The organism is Stenotrophomonas sp. P5_B8 (assembly GCF_054049855.1).
On sequence record NZ_JBFULO010000207.1, the window covers coordinates 1 to 6,582 of the forward strand.

A 6,582-nucleotide genomic window follows, 5' to 3' on the forward strand; every position below is an offset into this window, starting at 1 on the left:
GGGGGGAGGGACCCACGCAAATTCGATGGTGTGTCTGCTCAGCCGCGCGTCTTGCCTGCGTCGGGCGTGGCGGCCGCGAACGGCTGCCGGGCGAGTTCGCCGAAGGCCTCGGAGGCCTTCAACCCAAGCCCCAGTACTTCCTGGTTGGCATGGGTCCAGCGCTCGAGATTGTCGCGGGCCAGCTGCGCACCCTTGGGCAGCAGCGTATCCGGTTGCCGTGACTGCACGATGTCACCGAAGAACCCGCTGGTGGCGGTGATGTTCTTCTCCAGCGTCTTCAACTGCACCCCGAACATGCTTTCGGCATTTTCCAGGGCGAGCCGATTGGCACGCGTGGCCGTGGCGGCCAGCTGGCGGGTGTAGGCGCTGAAGGAATCGGTGAACGCGGACGTCATGGCAGGACGGCTCGAGAACGTTGATGCACTGCAGCATACGCCAAATATATTGCATTGCAACAACTTGTTGCCAGTTGTGGTCCGGTATCAGTGAAACTGTTTTTACATCAATGGGTTGCTTCAAAGTGCCGAGGGCGCTCGTGGCGCTCGTGGCGCTGGGAGCCGGCCAGCGGCCGGCACTACCTTGGTGCGGATCAGCCGCGGTAGCGGCAGCCGGAGGTACAGGTCTCGTGCACAGTGACTTCGCTCAGCTGCGGCAGCGCCGGCTTGAGTTCGTCCCAGATCCAGATCGCCAGCCGTTCGCTGGTCGGATTCTCCAGGCCGGGGATGTCGTTGAGGTAGTGGTGGTCCAGGCGGTCGTAGATGGGCTGGAAGGCCGCTTTGACGTCGCCGAAATCCATGATCCAGCCGCTGTGCTCGCCCGGCTCGCCTTCGACTTTCAGCTCCACCCGGAACGAGTGCCCGTGCAGGCGCGCGCACTTGTGGCCCGGCGGCACGTTGGGGAGGAGGTGGGCAGCCTCGAGGGTAAAGACTTTGAAGATTTCCATTGGCGCATTGTACCGGTGGACCTGCCGGGCGGTGACGGCAACAGCCCATCGCTCCTTCACGGAAACATTTCCATCCGGATGAAGAGATGTTAGGTTCTCTTATATCCGTATGAAGAGATGTTATTGGCCGGTTCATCGCCAGGCATGGATTACTGCGGAACTCGTCGTCCACCACCCCACTGAAGTCCATGCCCAAGCACACCCTTCTTGTAGCGGCGCTTTCCGCCGCTCTGGCTACGCCTTTGCCCGCGTTCGCCGATGCCGCCCCCGATGCAACCGCCGATGCCGCCGGCGACAGCAAGACCCTTGCCGCCGTGCGGGTCACCGGTTCCAACATCAAACGTACCGATACCGAGTCGGCCAACCCGGTCCAGGTGATCGGCCGCCAGCAGCTGGAAGAGACCGGCAAGGCCACCGTCGCCGACCTGTTGCGCTCGATCTCGGCCAACACCGGCAACGCCAACAACGAAACCACCAACAACGGCTGGGCCTCCGGTTCGGCCGGCATCGGCCTGCGCGGGCTGTCGCAGAAGAACACGCTGGTGCTGCTCAACGGTCGGCGTCTGGCCAATTACGGCTTCCCGGCCGGCGGCCTGTCGGACACCTTCGTCAACCTCAACGCGCTGCCGCTGGTGGCCGTGGAACGCATCGAAGTGCTCAAGGACGGCGCCTCGGCCGTGTACGGCTCCGACGCGGTGGCCGGCGTGGTCAACATCATCACCCGGCAGAATTTCCAGGGCGCCGAACTCGGTGGCAGCCTCGGCACCGCCGACCAGGGCGGGCTGGACGAGCAGAACCTGAAGTTCGTCGGCGGCATCGGTGACCTGGATACCGACGGCTACAACATCCTGGTCAGCCTGGAAGGCTACAACCGCGAGCGCCTGGACCAGGACCAGCGCGACCTCACCAAATCCGGCATCTACACCGACAAGCCTGGCGGGCGCTGGAACGGCTGGTCGGCCAAGGGCGCGCGCTACCTGGTCAATGGCACGTCGGTGCCGATGCTCGATGCCAGCGGCAACTGCCCGCAGGGCACCACGCTGGTGGCCAGCGCGCCGATCGACGGCCTGGCCGGCAACACCTGCGGCTTCAACCAGGCGCCGTACACCACGCTGATTCCCTCGACCAAGCGCTACCAGGCCTACGTCAACGGCACCTTCCGGGTGAACGACAACATCGAGGCCTTCGGTGAAGTGCTCTACAGCGACATCAAGGGCGTGTCCTGGTTCGGCAGTAGCCCGTTCTTCACCCTGGAAAGCGGCCGTTTCGCGCTCAACGCCGATACCGGCCTGGCCGAACCGGTCTCCTCCAACCTGCCCGCCAGCAGCCCGTACAACCCGTATGGCCGCGCGGTGCCGATCGAGTACACCTTCTTCAACCTCGGCGCGACCATCAAGACCAACCGCTCGCAGGCCTACCGCGGCCTGGTCGGGCTGCGTGGCAGCCTGCAGAACTGGGACTGGGAAGTGGGCGCGTTCGGTGCGCGCAGCAGCGAGCGCGAAACCGTGTCCGGCGGCTTCGCCAACCGCTACGCATTGGCCGATGCGCTGGCCAGCGGCAGCTACAACCTGCTCAATCCGGCCGCGACGTCATCGGACGTTCTCAATGCGATCAACATCAGCACGCTGCGCCCGGCCGAATCGGTGCTGCAGGGCGTGGACGCCAAAATCTCCGGCGCGCTGGGCCACACCTGGGCTGGGGAGATCGGCTTCGCCGCCGGGGCCGAGTGGCGTCGCGAGAAACTGGACTCCAACAACCCCTGGCAGATCGATGCCGGCCTGCAGATCCGCCCGGCGATCGCTGAAGTGCACGGCGAGCGCAAGGTCACCGCCGCCTATGCCGAAGTCAACGTGCCGCTGGCCGAGCGCCTGGAGCTGCAGGCGGCCGCGCGTGCCGACCACTACAGCGATTTCGGCGATGCGTTCTCGCCCAAGCTGAGCCTGCGCTGGCAGCCGTGGGACATCCTGCTGGTGCGTGCGGCCGCTTCCAAGGGCTTCCGTGCGCCGTCGCTCTCGGAGAATTCCAACAGCACCAGCATCGCCTACGGCAGCGTGATCGATCCGCGCGACCCGGACGTGCCGGGCTCGCGGCAGAACCCGACCTTCTTCACTGTCGGCAACAACGATCTCAAGCCCGAACGCACCAAGAGCTTCAATGCCGGCATCGTGCTCTCGCCGTGGTCCAACACCAGCCTGAGCGTGGATTACTACCGCATCGAGCTGGAAAACCTGGTGGGCACCAACAACACCCAGACCCTGGTCACCGACAACGTGCCGGGTGCGGTCAGCCGCGATGAGCGCGGCAAGCTGCTGGCGGTGTTCAACCGCTACCAGAACCTGAGTGAGCTGAAGACCTCCGGCTTCGATGTCGAACTGCGCCAGCGCTTCCCGACCACGCAGGCCGGCGACTTCGGCCTGAGCACCGCCTTCACCCACGTGCGCAACTACAGCCGCCCCACCGTGGTCGGTGGCCCGCTGGTGGATTACGCCGGCAGCAACCTCGGCGCGACCCTGCCCAAGAACAAGGCGACCACCACCTTCGACTGGAGCTACGGCGATTTCCGCACCGCGCTCACCTGGTACTACACCAGCGGCTATGACCAGAAGGCCAGCGCAGCGGCCACCGCCGTACAGGATCGGGTGGATGCCTACAGCCAGTTCGATCTGTATCTGGGCTACACCGGCATCGACAAGCTGACCCTGTACGCCAAGATCCAGAACCTGGCCGACGAGGAACCGCCGTACGACGCGTCCTTCCCGGGCATCCGCGCGCCGTACGACTTCAGCCAGTACGACCTGCGCGGCCGCTACTTCACCGTCGGCTTCGACTACCGCTTCTGACCTCATCCAGCGCACCGGAGCGTGCGTATCCACAGGGCCGGAAGGAACCGGCCCGTCTTTCGGGGAATCGCTGTGTCTTTGCAACGTCGTCTGTTCTCTCCCATCGCCTGGGTGGCGCTGGTGCTGTCTGTGCTCGCTGCGCMTGCCTCCGCGCAGAGCGCGTACTTCTTCCCGGCCGGCGGTGATTTCGATCCGGCCGTGCCCACGCCCCAGCAGTTTCTCGGCTATGAGATCGGCAGCCGTTACACGCGGCACGATCAGCTGGTGGCCTACTTCAACGCACTGGCCAAGCACTCGGACAAGATCAAGGTTGAAGAAATCGGCCGCAGCTACGAGGGCCGCCCGCTGCTGATCGCCACGGTGACCTCGGCGCAGAACCTGCAGAACCTGGACGCGCTGCGTCGCCAGCACGTCACCCTGGCCGATCCGGCGCAGCCGCTCTCGGCCGCCGGCAGCAGCCCGGTGGTGGTGTGGCTGGGCTACAGCGTGCACGGCAATGAAACCTCCAGCGGCGAAGCGGCGATGCTCACCGCCTACTACCTGGTCGCCAACCGCAGCGCGGAGACCGCGCAGTGGCTGCAGCAGGCGGTGGTGCTGTTCGATCCGGCGCAGAACCCGGACGGGCGCGACCGCGCGGCGAGCTGGCACAACGCCTATGCGTCCTCGCCGGCCTCGGCCGATCCGGCCGACAAGGAGCACGTCGAGCCGTTCCCGCAGGGCCGCACCAACCACTACTTCACCGACCTCAACCGCGACTGGCTGGCCCTCACCCAGCAGGACACGCGACCGAAGATCGCCTATTTCCACCAGTGGTACCCCAACGTCCAGATCGACTTCCACGAGATGGGCAAGGACAGCACCTACTACTTCGAGCCGTCACCGGCGAGCATGCACAGCCCGCTGATTCCGGCATCGTCGTACGAGTTCAACAAGACCCTGGCCAAGTACCACGCGCAGGCACTGGATGCACTGGGCTCGCTGTATTACACGGGCGAGAACTTCGACAATTTCTCGCCGGTGTACGGCTCGACCTACCCGGACTTCCACGGCGCGGTCGGGGTGACCGTGGAGCAGGCCAGCTCGCGCGGCCGCGTGCAGGAATCGGCCAACGGGCTGCTGACCTTCGGCTTCACCATCCGCAACCAGGTGGCGACCGGACTGGGCACGGTGCGCGGCGCAGTGACCGAACGCGATGGGCTGCTGAAGCTGCAGAAGGACTTCTTCCAGTCCGCACTGAAGCAGGCCAACCAGCAGGCGGTGAAGTCCTTCGTGTTCGGCGACGCGGCCGATCCGGGCCTGACCCAGCGGCTGCTGGATCTGCTGCTGCAGCACCAGATCACGGTGCAGGCGTTGAGCGCCCCGGTCACCGTGGATGGGCAGCGCTTCGAGCCGGGCAGCGCGTACGTCGTCCAGGCCGCGCAACCGCAGTTCCGCCTGGTGCATTCGATCTTCGCCGACACCCCGCCGATCAAGGGCGATGTGTTCTACGGCAGCACCTCCTATGCGATCGCGCCGGCCTACGGCATCGCCTTCGCCGCGAGCCGCAGCCGGATTGCCGGTGGCGAGCGCGTGGCCAGCGTACCGGCCGCCAACGGTGGCGTGGTCGGCGGTCAGGCGGGCTACGCCTACGTGTTCGATTGGCGCGATTACAACGCCAGCCGCGCGCTGTATGCGCTGCAGGCCAAGGGCGTGGTGACCCGCGCGGCCTTCCAGCCGTTCACCGCGGCCACCGCGCAGGGCGAGCAGTCATTCGGCTATGGCAGCGTGGTGGTGCCGGTCGCGGGCCAGCCGCTGGCCGGTGTCGAGCTGCTTGCCGCGGTCGATGCGGTCGCACGCAGCAGTGGCGTGCACATCCAGGCGCTGTCCAGCGGGCAGAGCCGTGGTGGCATCGATCTGGGCAGTGACAGCGTCAAGGCGCTGCGCAAGCCGGCGGTGGCGCTGGTGATGGGCGAGGGCGTAAGCGCCACCGAGATCGGCTCGGCATGGTTCCTGCTTGATCAGCACCTGCAGTTGCCGGCCAGCAAGATCGATCCGGCCCARCTGGGCAAGATCACGCTGGACCGCTACACCACCATTGTCCTGGCCGGCGGTACCTATGCCGGCGTGGACGCCACCGCAGTGGCGGCGCTCAAGCGCTGGATCAACGCCGGTGGCTCGCTGATCACCTACGGCACGGCCGCGCGCTGGGCGATCGAGCAGAAGCTCAGCGACGAAGTGCTGGGGCCGGAGGAGAAGGAGCCGGAAGGCGCCCGACGTGCGTTCGGCGACCAGCGCGACATCGCAGCCATCGAGCGGGTGAGCGGCAACATCCTCAGCGCGGACGTGGACAACACGCATCCGCTGGGCTTCGGCGTGCCGCGTCGGCAGCTTGCGGTGAACAAGGAAAACGGCCTGAGCTTCCAGCCCAGCCGCAATCCGTTCTCCACCGTGGTGCGCATCGACGAGGCGCCCAAGGTCAACGGCTACCTTTCCGAGCGCAACCGCAGCCGCGTCGCCGGTGCCGCGTGGCTGCTGGTGTCCCCGCAGGGGCAGGGCAACGTGGTGCTGTTCGCCGATGATCCGGCCCACCGCAAGTACTGGCATGGCACCGAGCGCCTGCTGTTGAACGCGATCTTCTTCGGCAACCAGCTCAACCCGAGCAAGCCGCGCGGGTAACGCAACGCCGCCATCGCAAGGCAACGGCGGCCACCCGTAGAGCCGACCGTTGGTCGGCTACCGCGATCCCACGTAGAGCCGACCGTTGGTCGGCTACCGGGACACCCGAACGAAGAGCAGCCGACCAACGGTCGGCTCTACGGG

4 protein-coding genes are annotated in these 6,582 nt (G+C 66.2%); 2 read left to right on the forward strand and 2 right to left on the reverse strand.

From position 1 onward, the window contains the following. Positions 1–38: 38 nt before the first annotated feature. Both ACXJKH_RS12240 and queD read right to left on the reverse strand, forming a co-directional pair. Positions 39–395, reverse strand: coding sequence for a phasin family protein (locus ACXJKH_RS12240; RefSeq protein WP_457319637.1), 357 nt, complete (start codon positions 393–395; stop codon positions 39–41). 194 nt (positions 396–589) lie between these two features. Next, positions 590–943, reverse strand: coding sequence for a 6-carboxytetrahydropterin synthase QueD (gene queD, locus ACXJKH_RS12245; protein WP_312237236.1), 354 nt, complete (start codon positions 941–943; stop codon positions 590–592). Between the two features lie 188 nt (positions 944–1,131). On the opposite strand from queD, the gene ACXJKH_RS12250 reads away from it, so the two are divergent. Both ACXJKH_RS12250 and ACXJKH_RS12255 read left to right on the forward strand, forming a co-directional pair. Then, on the forward strand, positions 1,132–3,783 hold the full coding sequence (locus ACXJKH_RS12250) for a TonB-dependent receptor (protein ID WP_457319638.1): 2,652 nt from the start codon (positions 1,132–1,134) through the stop codon (positions 3,781–3,783). A 72-nt stretch (positions 3,784–3,855) separates the two neighbouring features. After that, the gene (locus ACXJKH_RS12255; RefSeq protein ID WP_457319639.1) at positions 3,856–6,438 is read left to right on the forward strand and encodes a M14 family zinc carboxypeptidase; all 2,583 of its coding nucleotides are present in this window, start codon (positions 3,856–3,858) and stop codon (positions 6,436–6,438) included. Positions 6,439–6,582 lie beyond the last annotated feature (144 nt).

Bases quoted from the DNA above. Each gene is read 5' to 3' on its own strand.
- ACXJKH_RS12240 (WP_457319637.1), bottom strand. From the start codon at position 395: ATGACGTCCGCGTTCACCGATTCCTTCAGCGCCTACACCCGCCAGCTG.
- ACXJKH_RS12250 (WP_457319638.1), top strand. From the start codon at position 1,132: ATGCCCAAGCACACCCTTCTTGTAGCGGCGCTTTCCGCCGCTCTGGCT.
- queD (WP_312237236.1), bottom strand. From the start codon at position 943: ATGGAAATCTTCAAAGTCTTTACCCTCGAGGCTGCCCACCTCCTCCCC.